This window comes from Marininema mesophilum (assembly GCF_900106775.1).
In the GTDB taxonomy this organism is placed as follows: Bacteria; Bacillota; Bacilli; order Thermoactinomycetales; family DSM-45169; genus Marininema; species Marininema mesophilum.
The window spans coordinates 17,563-41,586 of the sequence record NZ_FNNQ01000014.1 but is presented as its reverse complement, the minus strand read 5'-3'; the positions used below and the strand labels follow the sequence as shown (position 1 = coordinate 41,586).

At 41.8% G+C, this 24,024-nt stretch carries 24 protein-coding genes and 1 pseudogene; 4 read left to right on the top strand and 21 right to left on the bottom strand.

Annotated features, from left to right (window positions below; all coding sequences use genetic code 11):
- Positions 1-189 precede the first annotated feature (189 nt).
- Both BLV90_RS13030 and BLV90_RS13025 read right to left on the bottom strand, forming a co-directional pair.
- On the bottom strand, positions 190-855 hold the full coding sequence (locus tag BLV90_RS13030) for a winged helix-turn-helix domain-containing protein (RefSeq protein WP_091741869.1): 666 nt from the start codon (positions 853-855) through the stop codon (positions 190-192).
- 49 nt (positions 856-904) lie between these two features.
- Positions 905-2,170 (bottom strand): MFS transporter, encoded by a 1,266-nt coding sequence (locus BLV90_RS13025; RefSeq protein WP_091741863.1) that lies wholly within the window; start codon positions 2,168-2,170, stop codon positions 905-907.
- Between the two features lie 225 nt (positions 2,171-2,395).
- Here BLV90_RS13025 and BLV90_RS13020 point away from each other — a divergent pair, with 225 nt between their 5' ends.
- Positions 2,396-2,767 carry a DUF423 domain-containing protein gene (locus tag BLV90_RS13020; RefSeq protein WP_091741858.1) on the top strand — a complete coding sequence of 124 codons (372 nt, stop codon included), beginning with the start codon at positions 2,396-2,398 and terminating at the stop codon, positions 2,765-2,767.
- Positions 2,768-2,973: 206 nt separating this feature from the next.
- The gene (locus tag BLV90_RS16705) at positions 2,974-3,102 is read left to right on the top strand and encodes a hypothetical protein (RefSeq protein ID WP_281242034.1); all 129 of its coding nucleotides are present in this window, start codon (positions 2,974-2,976) and stop codon (positions 3,100-3,102) included.
- A 25-nt stretch (positions 3,103-3,127) separates the two neighbouring features.
- Here the strand turns inward: BLV90_RS16705 and BLV90_RS13015 are convergent, their stop codons facing one another.
- The 14 genes from BLV90_RS13015 to BLV90_RS12950 form a co-directional block, all read right to left on the bottom strand.
- Positions 3,128-3,973 carry a YihY/virulence factor BrkB family protein gene (locus BLV90_RS13015; RefSeq protein ID WP_091741851.1) on the bottom strand — a complete coding sequence of 282 codons (846 nt, stop codon included), beginning with the start codon at positions 3,971-3,973 and terminating at the stop codon, positions 3,128-3,130.
- 43 nt (positions 3,974-4,016) lie between these two features.
- Positions 4,017-4,688, bottom strand: a complete 672-nt coding sequence (locus tag BLV90_RS13010) for an LrgB family protein (protein WP_091741843.1) — start codon at positions 4,686-4,688, stop codon at positions 4,017-4,019.
- Complete coding sequence (locus BLV90_RS13005) at positions 4,688-5,062, bottom strand: CidA/LrgA family protein (RefSeq protein ID WP_177168060.1); 375 nt, start codon at positions 5,060-5,062, stop codon at positions 4,688-4,690. Before BLV90_RS13005 ends, BLV90_RS13010 begins: the two co-directional genes overlap by 1 nt.
- Positions 5,063-5,272: 210 nt before the next feature.
- The gene (locus BLV90_RS13000; protein WP_143035059.1) at positions 5,273-5,728 is read right to left on the bottom strand and encodes a CBO0543 family protein; all 456 of its coding nucleotides are present in this window, start codon (positions 5,726-5,728) and stop codon (positions 5,273-5,275) included.
- Between the two features lie 457 nt (positions 5,729-6,185).
- The gene (locus BLV90_RS16410) at positions 6,186-7,067 is read right to left on the bottom strand and encodes a C40 family peptidase (RefSeq protein WP_091741834.1); all 882 of its coding nucleotides are present in this window, start codon (positions 7,065-7,067) and stop codon (positions 6,186-6,188) included.
- A 189-nt stretch (positions 7,068-7,256) separates the two neighbouring features.
- Positions 7,257-8,192 carry a cation diffusion facilitator family transporter gene (locus tag BLV90_RS12990; RefSeq protein ID WP_091741830.1) on the bottom strand — a complete coding sequence of 312 codons (936 nt, stop codon included), beginning with the start codon at positions 8,190-8,192 and terminating at the stop codon, positions 7,257-7,259.
- Between the two features lie 316 nt (positions 8,193-8,508).
- Positions 8,509-10,110 carry a DHA2 family efflux MFS transporter permease subunit gene (locus BLV90_RS12985; protein WP_091741827.1) on the bottom strand — a complete coding sequence of 534 codons (1,602 nt, stop codon included), beginning with the start codon at positions 10,108-10,110 and terminating at the stop codon, positions 8,509-8,511.
- Positions 10,111-10,147: 37 nt separating this feature from the next.
- Positions 10,148-10,783: an HlyD family secretion protein gene (locus BLV90_RS12980; RefSeq protein WP_091741824.1), complete on the bottom strand. Its 636-nt coding sequence runs from the start codon at positions 10,781-10,783 to the stop codon at positions 10,148-10,150.
- Between the two features lie 30 nt (positions 10,784-10,813).
- Positions 10,814-11,581, bottom strand: a complete 768-nt coding sequence (locus BLV90_RS12975; RefSeq protein ID WP_177168059.1) for an HlyD family secretion protein — start codon at positions 11,579-11,581, stop codon at positions 10,814-10,816.
- Positions 11,581-12,039: a MarR family winged helix-turn-helix transcriptional regulator gene (locus tag BLV90_RS12970; protein WP_177168058.1), complete on the bottom strand. Its 459-nt coding sequence runs from the start codon at positions 12,037-12,039 to the stop codon at positions 11,581-11,583. The genes BLV90_RS12975 and BLV90_RS12970 overlap by 1 nt, the downstream gene beginning before the upstream one ends.
- A 177-nt stretch (positions 12,040-12,216) precedes the next feature.
- On the bottom strand, positions 12,217-13,659 hold the full coding sequence (cls, locus tag BLV90_RS12965; RefSeq protein WP_091741815.1) for a cardiolipin synthase: 1,443 nt from the start codon (positions 13,657-13,659) through the stop codon (positions 12,217-12,219).
- A gap of 671 nt (positions 13,660-14,330) precedes the next feature.
- Positions 14,331-14,843 carry a DinB family protein gene (locus BLV90_RS12960; protein ID WP_091741812.1) on the bottom strand — a complete coding sequence of 171 codons (513 nt, stop codon included), beginning with the start codon at positions 14,841-14,843 and terminating at the stop codon, positions 14,331-14,333.
- Positions 14,844-15,174: 331 nt separating this feature from the next.
- A complete protein-coding gene (locus tag BLV90_RS12955; protein WP_091741809.1) occupies positions 15,175-16,341 on the bottom strand; it encodes an MFS transporter in 1,167 nt (388 codons plus the stop codon).
- 258 nt (positions 16,342-16,599) lie between these two features.
- Complete coding sequence (locus BLV90_RS12950; protein ID WP_091741806.1) at positions 16,600-17,091, bottom strand: GNAT family N-acetyltransferase; 492 nt, start codon at positions 17,089-17,091, stop codon at positions 16,600-16,602.
- 505 nt (positions 17,092-17,596) lie between these two features.
- Here BLV90_RS12950 and BLV90_RS12945 point away from each other — a divergent pair.
- Together BLV90_RS12945 and BLV90_RS16565 are read left to right on the top strand one after the other, a co-directional pair.
- Positions 17,597-18,442, top strand: coding sequence for a LysR family transcriptional regulator (locus BLV90_RS12945; protein ID WP_091741803.1), 846 nt, complete (start codon positions 17,597-17,599; stop codon positions 18,440-18,442).
- Positions 18,443-18,537: 95 nt separating this feature from the next.
- A pseudogene (locus BLV90_RS16565) lies at positions 18,538-18,684 on the top strand (MFS transporter); the annotation flags it as partial.
- 220 nt (positions 18,685-18,904) lie between these two features.
- On the opposite strand, the gene BLV90_RS12940 reads toward BLV90_RS16565, so the two are convergent.
- The 5 genes from BLV90_RS12940 to BLV90_RS12920 form a co-directional block, all read right to left on the bottom strand.
- Positions 18,905-19,912: a phosphotransferase enzyme family protein gene (locus BLV90_RS12940; RefSeq protein WP_091741800.1), complete on the bottom strand. Its 1,008-nt coding sequence runs from the start codon at positions 19,910-19,912 to the stop codon at positions 18,905-18,907.
- A gap of 111 nt (positions 19,913-20,023) precedes the next feature.
- Complete coding sequence (locus BLV90_RS12935) at positions 20,024-20,998, bottom strand: LacI family DNA-binding transcriptional regulator (protein ID WP_091741797.1); 975 nt, start codon at positions 20,996-20,998, stop codon at positions 20,024-20,026.
- Between the two features lie 47 nt (positions 20,999-21,045).
- Positions 21,046-21,900, bottom strand: a complete 855-nt coding sequence (locus BLV90_RS12930) for a Cof-type HAD-IIB family hydrolase (RefSeq protein WP_091741794.1) — start codon at positions 21,898-21,900, stop codon at positions 21,046-21,048.
- 573 nt (positions 21,901-22,473) lie between these two features.
- Positions 22,474-23,214, bottom strand: coding sequence for an SDR family NAD(P)-dependent oxidoreductase (locus BLV90_RS12925; RefSeq protein WP_091741792.1), 741 nt, complete (start codon positions 23,212-23,214; stop codon positions 22,474-22,476).
- A gap of 313 nt (positions 23,215-23,527) precedes the next feature.
- The gene (locus BLV90_RS12920) at positions 23,528-24,022 is read right to left on the bottom strand and encodes an arsinothricin resistance N-acetyltransferase ArsN1 family A (protein ID WP_091741790.1); all 495 of its coding nucleotides are present in this window, start codon (positions 24,020-24,022) and stop codon (positions 23,528-23,530) included.
- Between the last annotated feature and the right edge of the window lie 2 nt (positions 24,023-24,024).

Genomic DNA, 24,024 nt, shown 5'->3' with positions numbered 1-24,024 from the left:
CCTCACTACGCTCTTCGTCTCATTATCTTCCCGCATCCACTACTTTGATCCAATTCAGTGTGGTCCTCTTTTCTATGCGCCTTTCTTTAACAAAATCAATAAAAATATCAGGCGCATTAATAATAAAACATTGAAACATGCCGAAATTCATCAGCATACTCCAACGTTTATTACACATCCATTCGCTCATCAGTCATTCTTTTCCTCATCCTTCTCACTAAAGGAGGGAATGATCCCCAGTTTCTGACCGTCTTCAATACGGTAGCTGATCAAAACGTATTGATAGGTTCCTTTTTCATCCCCTGTATCCTCGAACAACCTCCCGATTTCCTCAGGCCACGTTTCCTGTTCATCCTTGTTGTCTTGCCAGAATGTGCAGCCATGTTGAAGGCTATTAAGCCACTCCTCTTTGGTCAAGCGATTGGTTCCACTATTAATGGTCACATGGTAGGGAAGTCGACCCGGCTTTTCCTCATCCTCATTTTCCTCTTTCCAGAGGGAAACGTTCTTCTCGATCATATCGAATCCATACTTTACACTTTGTTGTATTCCTGCTAGTACCCTCTGGGGTGCTTCTGCAAGCAAGGATAAATCTATGTTATATGTCACGTTGTTTGTACGATACAGCTTTTCTGTCAGATTCCCATGTTGACGTGTGTCGGCCACTTCTAACAGTTCGTGATCGACCAGTTTATTCACATGATAATAGAGGCGAGAGGGCTCTTCCCCCAGCTTTATTGCTAATTCCTTCACTGAGAGTGCTTCCTGAGTACACAGATTCATGATTTGGCTACGCCTAGGATCAGAAATCAATTTCATTAACTCTAAATCAGTAACCCTTTGCAATCGTACCAATGATCGAGCCTCCCATCTATATAAATTTGATATCCACGCTTATTACCCCTTAATCTGTCTCGCGGATCACCCTAGCTGTCATTAGCATAAGGCCATTATAAAGGATCATCAGTGTACTAGAACAGAAGAGAATGGCTGAGATCGACACACCCATAGATAATATCAATGATACAAGTCCATGGGAAAGAGGGATAAAACCCATCGCAGCCGTAACTACAAGACTCATTACCCGTCCTATCTTCTCTTTATCCACCCTCTCCTGAAATAAGGTGATGATAATCGTATTACTCATAGAGATCGCCACACCACCGAACGCTAAAACAATCATCCCCTGCCATGTCTCCATAATAACACTAAAGATAGCGATCGCTACACCGAGGAACATGATTAGTATGATGCTAATCAGCATTCTCCGTCGACGAAAATTCAGCCACCCTATTAATAATGCTCCCCCTATCATCCCTCCCGCAATGGAGCCCTCTAAAAAACTAAGATCCAAGGCATCCCCATGTAATTGGTACTTTACCATTAAAGGAATTCCACCCTGCAAAGGACCTTGCAACAATAGATTAGTTAACAACGCGATTAACATAAGGGTACGTAACCAGGGAGTGGCCCAAACATAATGAATGCCTTCTTTTAGCTCCTGAAAAGTAGACTTCTTTTCCCGATAGGAGGAGGTAGTCTGATCCTTATGTAGTTGGATCCCCGTGAGAAAGAGACAAGCAATCATCAATGCGACACCAGAAACGGAAAAGGAAGCGATAAATGATCCCCATTTAAGTATGACACCCGCAAAAATTGGCCCTAGGATCACCCCAAAATTTCGTGTGATCTCCATAAAAGAATTGGCCTTTAACAGTTGCTCTTTTTTTATTATCTGAGGCAATATCGATTGGCTTGCTGGCCCAAAAAATGCATCGAGTACTCCGAATACTCCGGCAAATAGGAGTAAATAAAGTAACGGTAACCCCTTTGCCCATAAGAGATATACCATCGCAACAATCAATAAACAGCGGGCCCCACTCGACAAAAACATGATGCGAACACGATCAAAACGATCCGCTATAACACCACCCCACATCATGAAAACTACCCTTGGGATTGCCGTTACCATCATCACAACACCCACAGCCCATTTCATTTTAAGTCCATTCACTACGTACCAAGATTCCGTGGTGAGATAGGCGGAAAAAGCAATCCCGGAAAAGAGACTAGCTATCCATAGACAGATAAATTTGTAATTTCTCAATAAGGGAAATGTACTAACCATATCTACCGGTGAATGTAGCTGCTTAGATACTTGATTCTCCATGCTAAATGACCTCCTTATTTTTGGATTGCCTATATAGTGGTCTTCTTCCTCACTGTGTACCTTTAAATAAACTTTATCGCTAAAATTTATTTTAATGAAAGACGAGTTCCCTGTAAAGGGAATCAAAACGACCCCACTTCCCACCCTGTTGTGGCAAAGCGGTGAACCGACGTGATTTTACGATTCCTGCGGATTATAATACGGGGAGGAGGGAGTGATCACTCGATGAAATTGTTTATTTTCCTGGGTGCAGTAAACATGTTTTTAGCTGTAGCACTCGGTGCTTTTGGTGCTCATGGATTAGAAGGCAAGATCTCTGATCGCATGATCGCCAATTGGCAAACCGGTGCGCTTTATCACATGATCCATGCCTTGGCGCTTCTCTTTATTGGCTTACTCGCCGCTAAAGTTGGACCTTCCCCCTTAGTAACGACTGGTGGTTGGTTAATATTCGCAGGAATTGTCTGTTTCTCTGGTAGTCTTTATGCAATTGCATTGACTGGCACAAAGGTAATATGGCCTATTACACCAACAGGTGGACTTGCTTTCCTTGTAGGTTGGGCTTGCATTGCTATCGCTGCAATTAAAAAGCTGTAAGTATACTTAGCTCAGGAATCGAAAGACTTCTTTAAAAGCAGAAAAAAGGAACGTTGGTATCCCAACGTTCCTTAAGTCACTCCTCCTTCAACTTCATACTATATTCATATAACCTTTACCAACTTCACAAACTTTTTCCTTTATATTGAGAAGGAGATGCTCCCTAGTTAGCGAATGGAACTAGTATGAAAGGGGGAGAGAGTTCAATGGCTAAACTGTGTATCGAATGTGAAGAACATCTGCCAGAAAAGCTGGATGTCTGCCCCTATTGTGGCGAATTTCTAGATTTTCACACGGATGGAGAAGAGCTAGAATACGAAATGGGAGATGAATGACGGTGGCCCGTCACTCATCTCCCATTTAACTTTTCCGCAGCATCCAGCGATGTCGATGAATCCCCGCATTAATCACACCACCGAGGATGAGAAACATTCCTGTGAGATAAAACCAGACCATCAGGACAATCACACCACCGAGACTACCGTAAGTAGCTGAATAATTGCTATAGTTACCGACGTAGAAGTAGAAACCAAGGGAGCTTAACTGCCATCCTGTTGCTGTCACCAATGCCCCGACAATAACTTCGCCTAAAGGGAGCCGGGTAGCGGGAGCAATCTGATAAATCCCCACTAACACAATGACGATAAGTAAGAAGGAAGCTACCCACTTCATAACTTTAAACAACACCCCAACTTTCGCCATGGGAAAAAAATGAACCAAATGGCTAAGTAGCAGATCACCGAAAACCGAGAACACCAGCAGAATGACTATTCCCACTACCAAACCAACCGTTAAGCTGATGGATAATAATCGCACTCGCACAAGGTGTCGATTCTCCTCAACTTCATAGGCGATATTTAACATCCGGATAATCGCACTTACTCCATTGGATGCAACCCACAGGGTGGCTAAAAGGCTAAAGGAAAGCAAACCATCCTGTCGTTGACTGACGACTTCGCGTATCGTTCCATCAATGGCACTCTGTGATATCGCAGGAACGATTCCGTTTACAAAGCGCACTGCCGAATCCGGATCAATCGATGTATAAGGCAAAAGAGTGACCAAAAAAATGATCAGGGGAAACAAGGACAATAAAAAATAATAGGCCAAGGCCGCTGCCAAATCCGTGACACCATGTTCCATCACGGATCGATAAACATGCCGGATCACCGGCCAGAGAGCTACGCGCGCCTCCCTTGCCTTCATCTCTCCACCTGCCCTCTCATCAATTAGAACGCCACAGGTTCTATTACACGAATTCGAGAGCCCATAAGCTTACTCCTGCTGTCACCATTGCAGTCAGGGTCATCGATACTGTACTAATCGCTCCAACAATCTCTCCTTCTTCCATCGCTTGAGCCGTTCCCACACCATGAGAAGCACTGCCAAAGCCAACTCCCCGGCCGAGAGGATGATCCACACGAATCCAGCGGTAAAGAAGAGGACCCAACACTGCCCCACACATCCCTGCAAATACAACCATGATTGCAGTTAGAGAAGGAATCCCCCCTAGTTGTCGGGATAGATCCATCGCAATAGGGGTTGTTACAGACTCGGGTAATAGCGTACGAAAGATTTTGGATTGAAGCCCAAGGAAGTTGGCCCAGCTAAACACCACCGTAAACGTCACGAGTACAGCCATACTCACTCCGCCAAGTAATGGCACCCAATTTTTTCGAATTAGCTTACGGTGATAGTACATTGGATAAGCAAAAGCAACCACTGCCGGCCCCAATAGTTTATCGATCCATTGTCCACCAGCCATATAGGTACTATATGGAACATCCAGATTCGATAGCAGTAGGATGAGAACAAGACCCGAGGTAGCTACAGGCGATAGTAAGGGGTGTTTTACCCTACGATAAAGTTCCCTGAATAATAGATACAACCCAATTGTTAAACCAACATATAACACAGCCATCACATGCTCTCCTCTCCACCTGCTCGACGCCTTACCAGCCACTGACTAGTTAAGGATGAAGAGGCCATCACCAGTAACGTATTCACAATCACAACAATCATCAACTCCCATCCGCGATCCTGTAAAAAGGGCAGAACCCCAACAACCCCTGCAATCGAGGGCAGAAAGAGTAGGGGTAACCAACCAAGGAGCCACTCAGATCCTCCAGCCAACCAACGTTCCGGAAAAACCCCTGTCATAAGGAGAGTGAGCAGTATACCCATACCAAGTAGGCTACCAGGGATGGGAATTTGTAAAATATCCCTTACCCAAGATCCCAGCTCATAAAATCCCCACAACCCTGCAATCTGTACGGGTATTATTAATGTCCGCACCTTTGCTCCACCTCCTAAAGTAGCCACTTCGAAGTCGAATGTTTACCCAAAAGGGTATCATTTTTTGTAGTGAGCATCTACTCCATACACAATAAAAAGCCTTACTCACTGCGTAATATAAACAGTAACAAAGTCCATCTCGGGAGATGGACTTAAACGCGCGTAACGTAGCTAAAAGTGGATGAACGAGTTTTTTCGAACTTGAAACTGTCATGAATTGGATGTTATTGCTCCCTCTTCAACCTTTATAAAATGGATACTCAGCAACGTTAATAAAACAACATTAGCCAAGGCTGACCAGCCAATGTTCCATCCATGGTGGTAGGACATATGACCTAAGGACCGCAAATTGAATTCCACAGCGAGAAGAGCAACCGTACCGACTAGCACCCACCGAACCCATTTACCTGCTGTCTTCGGCAATCGCTGTACAAATATCCATGCCCCTACTGGATAGATGCTAATATTCAGCAGAATGTTAGGCCATAGGCCCTTATAAAAATCGTCACTATAACTCCAGAAACCCCCACTAACAAAAGCCGCATCGAGTATAAAGGAACCCAAGCTTCCTGCCAGAGCCGTTGTATAGCCAATTCGCCATCGTTTCCAATCGATATAAAGAAGACCAATTATCCACCAAACGATCAACCACGATGTAAAAACCACCGTCCATTCCTCCAATAGCATCCTAATAGATCAAGCTCCCTCCAATTGATCATGACAACAAAAAGCAACCATTTTCTTTATCATTCAATGAACTTCATTATCAGTTAGTCTACCCTGCACTAACTTCCTAATATGCCTCAATAAAAAAGAGAACCGGTATTCACCGGTTCTTCATAACGCGACCCTCTCTCATCTGCATTCTATAATTGAAAACTATATTTAACTCCCAGTCTTACTGGGCCCGAAGAGTGTCAGTATTCTGCCTTACCTTATCAGCCACACACCTATATTCAGAAGGCTCCTTTATTTGAACGGTGTGATTTGGGCAAAGGTCTAGTTTCTAATGAGATGACTTCTTCCTGCTTCTATACTCCAACATGATCATGGACATAGAGGGGTGAAGCAGGGTACCTGCTGAATCCCACCAAGTGATGGGAATAATGACTGAGATGTAGAATCATCGAAGTACCCGACGTGCAGTGACAAAACGCTCAATCCAATAACGCTCTCCCAAATTGCTGATCTCTACATCATTTCGTGGATTAGAGGCATGGATCATCTTCCCTCCACCCATGTAAATGCCTACATGACTAATACCACCGCCACCTGTGCGGAAAAATAAGAGATCCCCCGTACGAAGATTGCCCCTTGAGATGAATCTTCCGACGTATGCTTGCGCTGAGCTAGTCCTAGGCAGTTGTTTCCCTGTGGTTTGACTGAAGACATATTGAGTAAAGCCTGAGCAGTCAAAGGTATTTGGACCATTTGCTCCATATACATAGGGTTTGTTTAAGTGGCTCGTTGCTTCGTTAAGCACCGAAGCACCTTTGCCTGTACCCAGTTTCGGGGTAGACGGTTTAACCTTATCAGGCTTACCTCCCTTTTCGGAGGTCCCCTTAGATACACGTAACTTATCACCGATATAGATCTTTGCTGGATTCTTGATCTGGGGATTCATCTTGATTAGCTTAACCAAACTCACTTCATATCGTTGAGCTACTTCAGAGAGAGTGTCCCCTTGCCTCACGACATAATACATTCCACTTCTCAAACCATCCTCGCCCACATTCGCCCGAATCCCAGTAGACGCGACATGAAAACGCCGTTTGGAAAGTGATTCCTGAACCGCCGCTTGATCAACCTGAAACGCGTTATCCTTTGACATTGTCTCTGATTTTTCCGGGTTCGCCGATGCATTTGTTACATGGGGACTAACCAGTAACGAACCGGCGACAGCCAGGGTTGTCATCACCTTCTTATCAGGATATACGGACATGAATCCAATTCCCCCGTTCATCAGTTTTAGGCCTTGGTTTCCAGCTCGACCCTCCTTTCTCAACCGGAGCTTCCTGACCTAGGAAGTCGTGATTTACTAACCCTGCCAAGCTAGATCCATTACGTACAGGGTTACAGTTTCTAGTTTTATTGATGAGACAAGCTAAAAATGCCACTTTCCGCGAATTTCTCCCATCGAAATGAAAAAAACTCCCCTTGCAGGGAGTTGAATCGCACCGAATAAGCTCACAATTTATATCTCTAATTCGCCAATGTGACAATCGGATTTCTCTATTTGGATTGTTGAATGCTTAATACCAAAGGTATCCGCGATACTCTGTATGGCTTCTTGAAGTATCTTCTGAAAATCCTGGTCAGCCTCGATTCGTATATGACAGGTAAGGGTGTCCAACCCCGAAGTGATCGTCCAAATATGGAGATCATGGACATCGAGGACTCCATCGATTCCCAGTAATACCTGCCTCACTTTTTCCTCATCGACGTTTGCAGGAGTCCCTTCCATAAGGACATGAATACTCTGCTTTAGTACACCATAAGCACTTTTTAAGATCAGTAATGAGACAAGTACACTAATAATCGGATCTGCAACATACCAAGAAAAGAAAATCATCAGTAATGCTGCTACGATTGCACCCACCGAGCCTAGGGCATCGCCGATAATATGAAGATAAGCGCCCCTAAGATTGAGATTTTCCTTTACATCCCCTTTTCTAAGCAAAACCCAGGCACTGGAAATATTGGCGAGTAACCCGATGATCGCTATGATAATCATTGTTCCACCAGCTACCTCAGGTGGTTTCTGAAAACGTTCTATCGCTTCCCACAGGATAAAACCTGCGATCACAAACAGGGTAATCGCGTTAAACATCGCCGCTAAAATCTCAAAACGATAGAGACCATAGGTTCTACGAGACGATACGGGACGACTTGCAAGCACCATTGCCACTAGCCCAAGTACCATGGAAGCAGCATCACTCAACATATGCCCAGAATCGGATAACAGCGCGAGACTATTAGTAATCAAGCCACCAATAAATTGTAAAATCATAATTCCTGTAGTGATGATAAGGGCAGTAATCAACCCTTTACGGTTAGACGCCCGTTGTTCACTAAACGACGAACCTGACTCATTGTGTCCATTCCCATGATGATGGTGATGGTGACCCATTTTGATCGCTCCTTTATCGCAACATTATATGTACATATGATCATATAATGTTTATAACCAAGTATCAACCCCTTTCACAATATTATTTCCTCTTTTTACAGATTGATGCCGAGAAAAGTCACCTCAAAACGGTTTTCACCCTTGTGGATGTACTTACCTGCAGGAGCGGAATTTACACTCCCACAGCTGAAGGACCCCAAGGGCACTTCCTTCGGGCCTTGATTGATTAGCACTGCAACGAAAACAGACTGCGTCTGCGGACGCAAAAAACCTCCAAGCAACAAGCTGCTTGGAGGTTTTTGCTGTTCATTACCACTTAGGATGCTACGATTTCTTTTTCTGGTTCCACACGATCTGCAGGTTGAACTGATTTTTTATCTTTTCGTACATCACGTAGGAACAGACTGAGAAGCAGTCCTGCTAGGGTAAATCCTGTTGCCCAGAAAAATGCATCGTTGATCCCCATGGTAGCTGCCTGCTTTGCCACATCTCCAAAAAAGAGAGAGGAGAAAAGTTCCTTTGCTTGATCTATCGGCATCGCTGCAAAGCTCGCAAAGTTTTGCAACGCACTTTGGAAAGTTTGCATGAATGTAGAATCGAAAACATTCATTCCTTGTGTCATTGTAGCAAGGTGATTGCTAGTATTGGTTGTATAAACTGTGGTCAATAGAGCTGTACCAATGGACCCTGCGATTTGCCGCATGGTATTGCTCATTGCGTTACCATGACTCGTTACCGATGCGGGGAGTTGGTTTAATCCTGCTGTCATAATCGGCATCATCAGCAAGGACATAGCAAAGGAACGCACAGTATAGAGCATGACGATGAACGAATAGCTCGTCTCCAAGGTGATCTGTGTAAATTCATAAGTGGTGATCGTCGTCAATGCCAACCCGATAAAGGTAAGCGGACGAGGCCCTATCCGGTCAAAGAGTACACCTGAAATCGGGGTTACCACCCCTGCGATCAATGCACCTGGTAAGAGCAATAGCCCAGACTCAAAGGGAGTATATCCACGTAAGGTTTGTAGATAAATCGGAAGCAAGAACATCCCTGCGTACAGCGCCATAGTGATAATCATATTGATCACTGTCGATAGGGAAAATATATCGTACTTGAATACCCGGAAATCGAGCAGAGGCTGCTCTAAACTTAGTTGTCGTAGGATGAAAAAGAAAACACCAATGCCACCAACTACCAAACTAACGACAACTTCCATGCTACTCCAACCTTCCGTACCTGCTTCACTGAAGCCGTAGAGAATCCCACCAAAACCAATCATAGACAAAATTACACCCGGGATATCCAAGGGGATCTTCCGTTTGGGACCGACATCCTTCATCAAAAAGATCCCTAAGATGACCGTAATAGCTCCCATGATCACCATGCCATCAAACATGATGCGCCAGGAGTGTTTTTCAAGCAACCAGCCTGCCAAAGTGGGGCCGATTGCTGGCGCAAATATCATCCCAATCCCGAGAATACCCATCCCCCGACCTCTAAGTTCAGGAGGAAAGATAAAGAGAATCACGTTGGTCACAAGCGGTACGATAACTCCCGCTCCCATTGCTTGAACGATTCGACCGGTCATCATCACGGCGAAGGAACCAGCTACTCCACAGAAAAGAGAACCAATAGTAAAGAGACTCATCGCAATGATAAACAGTTTACGGGTTCCCAATGTTTCCATTAAATAAGCAGAAATAGGAATTAGCACACCGTTGACCAACATATAGCCCGTCAGCAACCACTGGGCAGTATTCGCTGAAACAGAGAAATCGGTCATCAATCGCGGAATAACTACGTTCAACACGGTTTGGTTTAAGATCGCCAAAAACATTCCCAAAATGCTAATCATGAGCAATACAGCATGTTTACCTATACCACTACTTTTTCGTGATCCTATTGCTTCACTCATCTGCGTCTCCTCCTTTCGTCGAAATCACTTACGCTCATCATTTGTCTATTTCAACGCTCGCATTTAAACCAGGAACGACATCACTTGGAATGTTATCCATGGAAATACGCACAGGAACCCGTTGTACGGTTTTAGTATAGTCACCACTCGCGTTTTGATCAGGCATGATAGAGAACGTAGCTGCTGTAGCCAAGCCGATCCTCTCTACATCCCCTTCAATCGTCGTATCTGTATCCTCATCGATGACGATGTCTACGTTAGCACCTTTCTTCACATCTTTCAGGTCGGTCTCTTCAATGTTTGCTTCAATGTAAAGATCCTTCATATCCGCCATAGAGGATAGAGGTTGACCAGCTGCTACCATTTGGCCTTCTTTAACTTGATCACGGATGATCGTGCCGTCAATCGGAGCGCGCACATCAGAAACTCCTGTTTCCCCTTTAATTTTCCCGATGACATCGCCTTTTTTGTACTCTTTGCCTTCCTTACCATCCCAAGATGCCAACTTACCAGCACTTTGTGCTGCAAGGGGTGTGATATCCGCCTTTACCTTCGCATCATCGGTTGAAACGTAATTCATACTATAGTTGTAATACGCATATCCACCAATACCTGCTCCCGCGATGACCACCAGGATCAGGATATTGAGCAGGATAACTCGAGAGGTCTTCATTTTGTACTGCTCCTTTCCCAATCGGGTAAATTATTTATGAATTTTTATCATTGCACTTAAACCAGGAATAGCCCAACGACCACCATTTAGATCTTCTACTTTGATTCGGACAGGCACTCGCTGGGTTTCTCGATCTTTATTCCCTTGCGACGCTTTGTTGTCTATCGCTTGTTGTGTAAGTTGATTCCCAGCCTCATACCCAATCTTATCCACCTTACCATCTAAGGTTTGGCTGGAATCCGCATCTAAGGTCACGTCTACTTTCTGTCCCTTGCTTACATCCTCTACATCCTCTTCATCGATATATGCCAGGATATAGGGGTGTTCCAGATCTGCAATCATGGCTAAGGAAGTTCCCTTCAATGCAGCTAACCCTTTTTGTCCACTCATACCAATAATCGTCCCATCCATCGTAGAACGAATCGCAACCATCTGGGAACGGGAAGCCTTGGAGGCGAGCTGAGCTTGACGTACTGGAGACAAGTTTTGTTTTTGAAGTAATGAATTACTCATTCCCTGAGGCTGTTTCATCAACTTCTGTTGTTTCTTTGCACTACTTTCAGTAGGCTGCTCAGCTTCACGTCCAAGCTGATCACCCACCTGAACCTTGTCCCCAACCTCAGCTGACCAGCTCGTCACCATGCCTGAATTGGCTACAGCAACGGTTGCCATATCAGCAGAAACCTTAGCATTATCTGTGGTGATGAAATTTTCATGTTGATACCATCCCACAACACCTGCAGTGACTGCCCCAATGACAATGATCACGCTCAAGGACAGGAGGACTGTCTTGCGCATCATTTTTCCTCCTTTCCATATTGATTCAATTCTTCTTCAACTAATTGGTGTAACTTCTTCAACTGATCTACTAACAACGTCACATCTTCCTCAGGCATGCGACGAAGTAGCTGTTTGAAATGATCTGGATTAAGAGCTGGCACTTGACGGACAAGATCCTTTCCTTCTTTAGAGAGCTCGATCCAAACCACTCGACGATCATTTTTATCCCGTCTCCGGGTAACCCAACCACTTGACTCCAAGCGATCCACAATCCCACTAACAGAACTTGTAGTCATCCCTGCTTGATCACTCAAGTTGGCTAGAGAATACTGGTCATCCATCGCCAAGGTCTTCAAAATGATGCTCTGAGGATAAGTTAGATTGTACTCTTTTAACTCCCGGAACACATGTTGTCTGAGCACTCGTGCTGTCATACGCATCAGGACAACCAATTCGTCCAGGTTCTCCTCTCTCACAGCCATTCCTCCTTATGTCCATCGCAGATATTTTGCATACGAATTTTTAGTGGAGCTAATTATTACATTATAGATAGTTCGTATGCTAATTGTCAACACGTCTCTTTGTCCAAAAAAAACCATGCCGATAATGGCATGGTTCCCAGAAAAAGAAAAATTTATCGCTTTTGTGATCCGTTACAAAATCGGGGAAACTAGACGGGAAACCGATTCCTTCAAGCGGATCGTTAATGACCGTTCCATATACTTTTCTAGAGTAAGCGGGGTGGATAACATCATATCTTCGTGAAACACATCCGCTAGACATTTTGCCGTACCTTCGTGATAGAGAAATGCATTCACCTCAAAGTTTAATCGAAAACTACGAACATCAATATTGGCCGTCCCCACAGATGCAATCTTGTCATCCACTACGATCGTCTTCGCATGTAAAAATCCATTTCGATAGATGTAGACTCGTCCACCAATCCGTAATAGCTCTCCCAAGTAGGAGTAAGTCGCCCAGTAAACAAAAGGATGATCGGGCTTATCAGGAATCATCACTCTCACATCAATCCCAGAGGTTACAGCAATCCGCAGAGCATCCAATAAGCTGTCATCCGGAATAAAATAAGGTGTTTGGATGTAGATATATCGTTTGGCCGATAAGATCATCTTGATGTAGCCATTTTTTATCTGCTCACACTCAGCATCTGGGCCACTGGATATGATTTGGGCATTTACATCCCCATGCTCGAAGGGCTCTGGGTAATAATAATCTTGAAAAGAGAGATTACGGTGGGACGCTTGGTTCCAATCCAGAACAAACCGCGCTTGTAAAGAATGAACCGCCCCACCCTGGATACGAAGATGGGTATCACGCCAAAATCCAAATCGAGGATTGGATCCGAGATACTCATCCCCTATATTAAAGCCACCAATGTACCCGGTCTTCCCATCGATCACGACCAACTTCCTGTGGTTACGGTAATTCATCCGGGGGTTAATCCAGCGTAACCGTGAAGGAAAAAATGCCTCTACTTCACCACCTGCTTTTCTTAGCATCCGGATAAATCGTTTACTTAGTCCTCGCGATCCTAAGTCGTCATAAAGAAGACGAACCGATACCCCTTCCCTTGCCTTACGTTCAAGTACGGCTCCAATTTGTTGTCCCAGATGATCATCCCTGACGATATAGTACAAAAGATGAATATGATCCTCCGCCTTTTCTAAATCAGCAAGCAAAGCATCAAACTTGCTTTTTCCATCTGTATAAATCTCAAGATCATTATGGTAGGTAAGCACCGCTTGATCTTGGTTCAGATGCATGCGAATCAGCTCACGATACTCCGCAATAAGCGGATCACACTTGGCCCTTTCAATGAGACCTTCTTTTTGTGCCGTCACCAGCCGACGCATGCGCAGTCGACTTTGCCGATCCCATGTAAATATCTTTTTATGGCTTAAATTTCTCCCAAAGAGGAGATAGATAATAAATCCGAGCACAGGAATAAAACTGAGCACCAACAACCATGCCCAAGTCGCACTAACATTCCGTCGTTCAAGAAACACAACGACGACTGCTAGAAGGATATTCATGATCATGAGGGTTCCGAATAAAAAAGCGACGACCACACTCACCGTCTTTCTCCCCTTTTTCCTTCGCCGACAACCTGTTCAATTAACTGACGCGCAGTTATGCCCTGCCACCATTTCATCCAATACACCCTTACAAGATAATTTAATCGGCGTATCCTTATTATTTATGCTCAAAGGACTAAGATAATGTGTTCATTAATCTCTTTTCGCTTTTTTTAATAAAATCCCTGTATAGTTGTTCTATATTTCCACAAAAATTTTGATAAAAATCATTAGGCTAATAAGGAGGATGTCCTTTGGTCTCTTCAACAGAAGTTTTGATCTGACATATACATCACCTTAGCAACTGTGAAAGTGTTTTAGAGGGTGAATCTATTTTTCCTTCGTTTCTTGGTGGTAGTACGTCCCCATAGAGCACAACTATGAGTATCCCCACAAACAGCGATATCCACCATCTGCGTATATGCACTCTATGCAACATTTTTATTTCCTCTCACTCCACATACAGCTTCTTACCCTCCTTGCACCTATAACTAACATTAAGTGTACATAAAGAGTACTCCTATTCATATTAAAGCTTAGCATTGATCAGAAGAAAAGTAATTTGAGAGGGCCTGCCATGGAATAAGCAAAAAGAAAAGAAGTGAATCACACCTTCTATAGTTAGAATGAGGGCCGACTCGCTATAGCGAATCGGCCCTCCTATTTGAATATTAACGTACCGCACACTTCTCAAAGTAATAATACACATAATCTGTCGGCACACTCGCTTGACCCAGCTGTCGTAGCATCGCTGCGATATTCCCTCGATGATACGTTCCATGGTTAACCACATGGTAAACCATTAATGCCAAACTCATCTCTACTTCTCCGAAGGATGGGTGTTTTAGGATCAAAGTCCTATCCAGATCCTCTCCAGCAATAAAACGATGATACTCCTCACTCACTGTTTTAAACAATTCGCCTAGTTCCCCTAGACTTTTCCCCTCGATTTTCCCACGTAAATCCTCCGCAAATTTTTCAATCTGTTCAAAGGTGTCCCCTTGCATTGCACGTAGCCAAATCTGATCGGTGATGTACAAATGCTCGATCACTGCTAATATCGTAGGAAAAACACTTTCCACTTCCTTGGTACAAATCTCCTCGGGTAAATCATGCAACTTGGCCATAAGTCGTTCATTTGCCCATACATGATAATCATACTGATCCAATGCAGGATGTCTCATCAGACACACCTCCGATAAGATTGTTTAAAGTAAGTTTTCTTCATTGTTCTCTCAAACCCTTTCTTCATAGGGGGGCTTTGCCCAAAACCACTATCTATAAGGTAACCACCCTATCTCTCTACTTAGTAGGAGCTTCAGATCCAATCTCCATTTTCATAATAAATTCTTTCACATCTTGATTACGCACATGGGAAAATCCTTGATCCTCCTCACAGAGAAAAAACATCTTCTTAGCTCCACAAACTCCAACGAACCTTTCCTATATAATAAAAAACCGTACACTGTATTTAACTACAGTACACGGTTTTTATATTATTGAATACTAATTACCTTATAAATCAGCATTCACTGCCTGATTTACTCTAAATCCGTTTCTCATGCTGTAAAAGTGTAAACAAAGAGATACTACCATCGAGATAACAGCAAAGTACACCAGTGTATTGGCTCCCATTTGCAAAGAGAGTACAACCCCACCTAAGGTAGCTCCTACAGCACTCCCTAGATAATTGATTGAACTGTTTAATGCTACTGCTGAACCTCCGTTATTCGGCTGATAGGAGAGTAGAATATGTTGTTGTGGCGCTTGAGATGCCCAACCCATTGCTCCCCAGACAAAGAACGGTAAATACTTTAATAGTGGGATGTTGATCATGAGTGGTATACATATAATCGATACGGTCAAAGTAACTAAAATGAATGTCACTAGCGTTTTTGTCCTTTTAAAATAGTCAATCAGATAACCGATCATCACGCTTCCACACAATCCTCCCAAGCCCCATGCCCAAAGATACATCGTTAAATTACTAGAAAAGTCGATATCCTTCACTAATTGTGATGAATATGTGTATAATCCTAAACTAGCAACACTAGCAAAGAAAGTTATACATACAGTAATAGCTACCCTCTTATCCAAGAACATCTTTAACCGTTCGCTTAATGCAGGAGGCGGCGAGGTTGGAATATGGGGGAGAAATTGAAGCATGCCTAAAGCGGCGATGATACCAATGATCACTAATAACCCCATTGTTACTTTCCAATCGTACAACTCAGAGATATAGAGCCCTACCGGGACACCCAGAACAGTTCCAATACTCATTCCGCCAATAGTTAAACCAATCGCTCTTCCTCTTTTTTCACTTGAAACGAGCTGTGTAGATGCTGCTACCGCTAATGGTGAAAACAAACCAGCACCTGCTCCCGCGATTGCTCTAGATAATAGGAGAATAAAAAATGTTGGCGCTAGTGCTGTAAGACCATTAGCAATGGTAAAGACAAGCATGGACCATAACAATACTTTTTTGAGGGGTTTTCCGGCAAGTAGAGAGGAGAATACCGGCGCCGATATCGCATAAAACAAAGTAAATACGCTAACTGCTTGCCCTACTTGTGATGCATCCTTATGATAGGTTTCACTAATTCCCGGAATTAGTCCCGCAATAATATATGCATCAAACCCCAATGCAAACATGCCCAATGATATTAATAAAACTTTTCTCATCAGTGAACCTCCTAAATTGATAGGTAATAACGATTCACTCTAAATATTTTAATTTATATTTTTCATACGTATGTAATTTCATACACAAAATACAAAATAATAGATTTAGAAAATCATTATTTGCATCATTTCTGTCAGTCCAATTTAGCAAGGGACTCATAAGTTCATCCCTTGTCTCTTCCTATCCTAATCTTCCAAACCATTTTCTCTGTCGGTAGGGGTCTTAGAAAAGCTTGATAATGAGTGCCCTCGATCCCCCTATTGCATTACCTGAACAAGTAACTTCTCACCCGTATCGGTATAGCCTATCTTCCTATAAAATTCTTCCGCCATTTTACTAGATTGCACAACAACCTTATCTACATCACTATCTTTAAACCATTGATGAAGAGATGCCATCATGGCATCAGCGATCCCTAACCCTCTTCGATCTTTATGCACCACAAGGGACTGAATCCAACCTACTTTGCCGTTCAATGCGCCCACCATTGGGGCTCTTAAATCGATAACACCGATTCCACATGCGCAGATATTGCAATCTCCCTCATACTCTCCTACTAAAATGGCTACATTCTTATTTGAAACATTTTCTTCAATCCATTCTCTATAGGCCCTCTGCCATGCAAGATCATCTTCCTCACTCTTTGCAGCATAATGAGTGCCACCACTTGATAATAATACCTTTCTCAATTCAACCAATTGTTCAGTATCATTAATGGTCGCTTTACGAATAGTTAGGCCGTAGATCATTAAATATTCTCTCCTTTATTACGAAAAAATAATGGCATTCTACCTTCCGTCAGAATAAACACCTAATACTTGCTTAAGTATTAGGTGTTTGGATTTAGAAAAGAAATATCATAGTATCGAGAGACTTCCACCAGTGTGTTTGTTAGATGAACGATCTGTTCTTGCGTATGGGTGTCACATTGATTCAAAAACGCTCGGTCCAATAGGTACTATGGTTGAGTTAATCGGTTGTAGAAAAACTTGATGTTCTTCTAGTAACCTTTTTCACTTGATTCCATGATCGGTATCACTGTTCTCCGCCTTCTTTCTCTTATATCTTCCAACTCTCAAGTTGTTTTTTTATTCATCTCGTGCGATAATGAGATAATTTTAAGATGATATCATATAACAATATTTTATAATGAAATCATCTTTAATTAGAAGCTTACCAAAAAGCCAACGAATTAGGAACAAACATTGTTTAATACGGATATAACCAATCGTTATCGATACTGGAGTGAATCCAATGAATATAGAGTGGTTAAAAAGTTTTGCTGAAGCAGCTAAACAAAAAAGCTTTTCTAAAGCGGCAAAAGAAAATAACCTGTCCCAACCAGCCTTGAGTAAACATATTAGAAATTTAGAAAATAACCTTGATATCGTCTTGTTTCATAGATCCTCCGCCGGAATTCAGTTAACAGAAGCAGGTCAACGCTTTTATACTCGAATTACACCGGTTATTGCTGAATTAAATACCATTCGTCAAGATTTAAAGCAATTCCGCAACAATCCTATCGCCATAGGCAGCTTACCAAGTCTAGCAACTTACTACCTACCTTCAAAATTTAAGAAACTGAATCGACCTATGACTCTAATGATTCAAAATACTTCTGGTGAGCTATTACAGTCTTTACAGGAAGAAAGACTCGATGCAGTTTTTGTTGATACTTTGCATACAGGAGAATCGTTATCGAGGTATGAATTATTTACGGAACCCTACTATGCAGTTTTTCCTTTAGATCATCGATTCAAATCCAAAGAGACAGTTGAGCTTGCAGAACTGTGCGAAGAGCCACTTATTGTTCACCAAGCTCCTTGCGATGTAAGAAAACATATAATCGAACAAATGGAATTACTCGGTCACAAACCTAATTTCATCTACGAAGTTGCTTTTGGTGATTTCATCCTAGGATCCGTAATGGCTGGAATGGGAATAACCATCTTTCCTGAGATGATGGCGAAGAATATCAGTCATCTCGAGCTTTTTTCCTTGCCCATTGTTAATTTTGGAAGGGAAAGAACGGTTTCATTAATTACCAAGGATAATAATATTGGATCCAAGTTATTTGGTTTAGTTAGTGATATTAGCTAAATAGCTATCATGTCAGTATTTATGTAAGAATAATTTTCTGAAAGTAACGTTTGTCAATGGAACTATAAATTAGTTATCATAAAAAATGAGTACTATATATTATAGGTGGACTCACCCCTATATTAGCGGGTATCGAACGTGATTTTTTCCACAGTTACCAGCAGATCTTTATCATGTTGGCACTTCTTAGCGTCATTTTGTTCATCTTAACATTGGAGAGAAAAAAGAAAGTTAATACCTGAAAACTTACAGTCGGCTTTTTTACAAGTAGAAAAAGCCGACTTCATTTTTGTCGAAAAAACTGAAGATGCGATTTTATATGTATTTGCTAGACCACGTATTTGTAAGTTAAAAAAGATGACCCCCTGTTCAATATAGGAATCATTTTCTTAATACTGCTTAGCTATTTCTTTATAAATGCCCTTAACAAGGGGTATACTTTACAGGAGGCGGGGGATTTTTTTATGATCGGCTCAGTTTCGTAAAATCAAATGTCGTAATTGGAATCGCTTGCTCAATATCTGTCCGAAAGCCAGCAAGCATTGCTTTCTCTTCCTCCCCAATCGTACTTAAATCAAACGCTTGGTGCAAGAGACCGTAAATGAGCATATGACGTAAGCGAAGGAAGTCAGGTATGTACGCCAGCCACTGATCCCCCAATTTATTCTCTTCACGATAGCCTTTAAGAAAATGCTGCATAAAGTTACCTGCAAATGCGGCTTTGTCCTCATATGGAATGACCGGATACCACATCACGTTGTAAAGCAAAATGCTAATATCATTGATAAACCAGTTGTACCCTATGTCATCAAAATCAAACGTCGTAATTTTGCCATCATCCCAATGGAAGTTACCATGATGAAGGTCAGCATGAACCAAGCCATAGCTGTCCTGATCTTTAGGAAGCTGGGCTAATTTCTCCATTAATTGATCCGCTTGTTCAAAAACAAATGTCTGATCAGTTGGAACGTATTTTTCCAGCTTTAGCTGTTCTTCTTCATCCCATTCTTGTCTTTTGTAACGAGCATCGGATAATTGATAGCTCTTTGTTAGATAGTGCATGCGGCCTGTATATTTTCCAAGTGCATAAAATAACTCGTTGTTCCAATCAGACTCTTCTACTTTTCTGCCAGGGGCTTTCTCATACACTCGAAGTAAAAACGCGCCACCTTGACCATCGTCTACTTTCTCAATATCACGGCCATTTAATGAATCAATCGGTTTGGCAACGGAAAGACCACCTTTCGCTAAGTGGTGCAGCCACCCTATCTCTCCTAAAATGTAGTCAGGTGTTCTGCGAATGGTATGTGTAATTTTTAAAATAAATGGCTCGTCTCCTTTCGTAAATTCGTACACATAACTTTCTGCATCTGCGATGAAGTGAACGTCATTTCGTTGAAACCCAAATAAATGAGTCGCCTCATCCAAAATTTTCGATTCTTCATAAATGGCTTTTACATCTTTATGCATGCTGATTCTCCCTCTTCATATATTTTGCTAATTCGTGAATGGTGTGTTTTTCAGCAAAATTCAAATCATCAACATACCAACCCTTCTTTACCTTTTAGATCAAGCCCTGATTTATGCTGACTTTCTTTTAATTAGCTCTAATTCCAGTGTTATAACAGAAGGAACTTCCTGATTGTCAATAATTCTATACAATAGGTTAGCTGCTGTCTCACCAATCTCTATAATCGGTTGATTGATTGTTGTAAGCTCTACTACCTTAGATATAGGCTGGTTATCAAAGCCTATCACAGTTAATTCCTGAGGAATCTTTATTCCCTGTTTCTTTGCTTCATAGATAATTCCCGCAGCTACCTGGTCGCTTCCCACAACCATCGCAGTAGGACGTGACGATTGTGCCAAAATAGTCTTTGCCACATCAATCCCATCTTCAATCGTGTATTTTTCATCAAAATACCAGTCATCTCTCCAAATCAACCCGGATTCTTTTTGAAGGTAAAAAAAAGATTTCTTTCTGGTTACTCCTACTCCACTCCGTGGGTTTCCCATACACAAACCAATTTCTTGATGTCCTTGAGATTTCAAGTGATCAACTGCCAACTTAATACCGGATTCATGATTCACAAACACTTTTGCAACCTTTTTACTTTCGGAGAACTCACAAGAAACGATTTTCCCAAAATAAGAGAGTTCATCAATTATACTGACGGGACTTATACTCGAGCCTAAAATAAGTCCATCAATCAGTTTATATTTCAACATATTAAAAAACTCTAACTCTTTTTTTGGATCGTTATTAGTTTGATGGACAAGTAAACTATAATTATGTTTATTACACTCTTTGCCAATACCTTCAACCAAATTACTAAAAAACGGATGGTTTATCTTGGGAACGATAACCCCAAATACATTTGTTCTTCCTTTGGATAAGTTTATAGCATTCCAATTGGGGACATATTTTAATTCCTCTACTGCCTTTAGAACAGCATCCTTTTTTTCGGGTTTCACATAAGGTTGATTATTTAATACCCTGGACACTGTCGTTCGAGATACTTTCGCTTTTTTTGCTATCTCTGTTATATTGCTCATCCAACTATCCTCCTCGCTCGTTTCCAATGAGACTGCTTTTTTGCAGCTCATATCCCTTGTATATACTCTTTAAAAGCATACGCCACACCACATTCTTTATTTGATAAAGTCTTAAAGTCGGCTATTTTAATAAGCTCTTCATCTGCATTCCCCATAGCTATTCCCATTCCTGCTACTTTAAACATAGGCATATCATTTAAATTATCCCCGATCACTGCAGTATTCTGAACGGTTGTTCCATAATACTCGCAGAGTTTATTTAAGGCGATCCCTTTGTCTACTCCCGAACTCATAATTTCCAAATTAAATGACCCTGAACTAGATACAACACACCCGTCCAGTTGATTAAAATATTCTTTTGTTTTTCTTAGTTTACCTATGTCCGGTGAAACAATCATTAATTTAATAATAGAATCATAATCCCCCGGCTGAATCGTACCGTTCACTTTTTGCAAACCATACTGATATATTTGAGCTTTAATCGATTCCCAAAAAGCATCTTTGTCAAACCTAGGATCTTGACTTCCTTTATCATGTAACTGTTTTTCGAGATGAAGGGTTCCTTGATCTGACACAACAATCTTATCGGGCAGATATATTTGATAGTAAACTTTTTCATCATTCATCCACTGAATGATAGGCTGTATGATCCTTTGGTTAATGAACTGTTCGTGTATTTTTTTCCTTTCTATACAAATTTGAGCTCCATTCGATGCGATTATAGGGCAATCCAGCATATACCTATTACTAATATTGTCTGCATCAAACAAAGCCCTACCCGTTGCAATTGCGACTATATAACCTTTCCTTTGCGCCTGTATTATAGCGCCTACATCCCCTTTATGAATGAACAATTCTTCTGACAAAAGAGTACCATCTAAATCAATTGCGATTACCTTCAAACTATTTACCTCATTTCCTTAAGATTAAGTCCTCAGTCAGTATAAGTTATGGAACGCGTTCCATATCAACAGTTATTTTATTTGACAACTTTAAATTTCCCCACAGTGATACAGGTTGAATCCAGTGCCTCCTTCTGGATAAAGGAACGAACGCCTGAGTACACGAGAGCTTTTCTTGATGAGCGTCCCAGAATGTGTTGGAGAACTGAGAAAGGGACATCACTCGCTTTTTTAGAGAGCGTTGTATGTCAACCCGTGGCAATACGGAAACCAAATGCATCGCCTTTTCACTATTTACGAGCGGTATCGACGTATTCTTTTTCATCTAACAGGGTGGTTAAGTCTTCTTGCGAAAACAAGGTTTGTAAGAGGTGTTCATAAAGAAGTCTCCTTTGTTTGGGTTGGGACATCAACCCAAACAAAGGAGACTTCTTTTTTAGTAATTATTTCGGAATATTTATGCATCGAATGGGTGCCGTATTTTCCAAGAGGATTTTGTTGTTTTCCGTCCCTCTTACCTGGAATATACTGCCTAATCAACACGCCTGGTATTTACTAGTTGCTCAACGAACTTCACATCGTTTGACCATTATCGATTGTAAAAACTTGACCTGTGATAGATTCTTGAGTCATTTGAAAAATGATAGCCTCTGCAATATCATCTGGTGTTGAAATTCTCTTGAGGGGTAAATTGCCAGCAAGTTGAACCATCTTTTCTTCATTACCAGCCCACCATCTAGTATCCACTGCACCAGGAGATATACTATTCACTCTGATAAAAGGTGCCAATGCGATAGCTAACGACCTTGTCATTGTATGAATGGCTGATTTTGTTGCTGCATATGGGATGGATGAGCCTATTCCAGTCATTCCTGCAACGCTTCCCATATTAATAATCACACCCGATTGTTGCTGCTTCATATAGGGAACAACCGCTTTTATACAATGAAACATCCCTTTTACATTTACACTAAACAGGGAATCCCACACCTCGTCCGTAACGGCGTCTAAGTCATCCATCGCTATTTGTGCTGTAATACTCGCATTGTTTACTAAACCATCGACCCTCCCAAATCGTGTAACAGTTTTATCAATCATATCTTTCACTTCTTTTTCTATAGCGACATTCGCTCTATAGACAAGTGCTGATCCTCCCAACTGTGTAATCTTATTGACGGTTTCGACAGCTTCTTTTTCAGATCGGCTATAATTAATAACAACTTTTGCGCCTGCATCTGCTAACTTTAATGCTGTAGCTCTTCCAATACCAGTTCCTCCGCCAGTTACTATAACTACTTTATCTTTTAATTTCATTCTAAATCACCCTTTCTTTGTTTTATTCAATAATAAGAGAGGAGGTGAACTCGAATGGAGTTTTTTCTGAAGGATCTAAAGGAGATACGGAAATTATAAAAAAGGATAATCATAACGATTTCCCCCATCTACGTATCCTATCGTCTCCAAAAGCCAGAAGACACAAAGAAACCCGGCTCTCAGGTTGCCGGCCCAAACCAGGTTTCTCACTCAAACGAGGGGACTAGTTCCTTAGAGGAAACACCCTAGTAGAATTATTAGATTGCATAATTCAATAGTACTTGAAAATGGTCTATCTTTCTATTCGATGATGTTAACAACAATCTGTTAGAATAACTTTTTCCATCATTAATACATCTACATATTGACCATCTAGCAATCCATGACTTTGAAGTAGGCCAACTGTCTGAAAACCAAACTTCCAATACAAATGTTGGGCGGGATAGTTGAAAGCAAGGGTATTTAATACTAATTTATGAAAACCCTGCGCTTTTGCCCGGGATTCTAATTCCTCCATTAATGAGAATCCTAATCCCCGACCACGTGAATCCCGATGGATATAAATAGATAAGTCAGCAATCCCGGCATGTGCACTCCGATGGGAATAAGGGTTTAAAGAAGCCCAACCTTGTACCTTATCTTCCGCCGCTACAATTACCGGATAGAGAGGAGAACGTGAACAAAACCATTGGTGCATTTCATTTATCGTTTTTGGATCTTCCTCTAATGTGGCTATCCGTTCTTTGATTCCTTGGTTATATATGATTTGTATTTCAGGTAGATCTTTTTCCGTCGCCGTTCTGATCATCT